1 protein-coding gene is annotated in these 515 nt (G+C 52.4%); it reads right to left on the bottom strand.

Annotated elements, in window-relative coordinates; all coding sequences use genetic code 11:
- A partial coding sequence (locus tag H6B10_RS15180; RefSeq protein ID WP_204652328.1) for an ATP-binding cassette domain-containing protein occupies positions 1–515 on the bottom strand: 515 nt, incomplete at both ends.

Here is a 515-nt window from a genome sequence, read left to right as displayed (position 1 = left end):
GCTGATTGCCGCCGGAAAGGCTGGAAATCATATCATCCGGACCCATGCATTTGGTATGCATGATCTTGATCTCTTTATTAGTGGCCTTGACCATCTTAGGGGTGGACAGCGCCATGCCGTTCTTGTACTGGTTCAGGTTGGCAATGGTCGTATTGAACGTCAAATCGCATTTCAGGAACAAACCGTTTGCCTTGCGTTCCTCGGTAATCAGTGCAAATCCGTGCTCAATGGCTTCGTGTGCATCGTTGAAGTTCATCAAACGGTTGCGGAAATACACGCGTCCTGCTGCACGTGTACGTACACCGAAGATCGTTTCCAACAGTTCGGTACGGCCGGCACCAACCAGACCATATAGGCCGAAAATCTCGCCCTCGCGAACATCAAAGGTGATGTCCTGCAGATGGGGGGCATACTTCGTGGAAAGATGCTGTACCGACAGAATCGGCTCACCGGGGGTATTATCCACAGGAGGGAAGCGGCTTTCCAAGGAACGGCCGACCATGGCGGCAATCAGC

The sequence above is a fragment of the Gemmiger formicilis genome, from assembly GCF_016901605.1.
Taxonomy (GTDB): domain Bacteria; phylum Bacillota; class Clostridia; order Oscillospirales; family Ruminococcaceae; genus Gemmiger; species Gemmiger formicilis_B.
The sequence above is the reverse complement of the archived record's forward strand: the minus strand, read 5'-3'. Positions and strand labels throughout refer to the sequence as shown.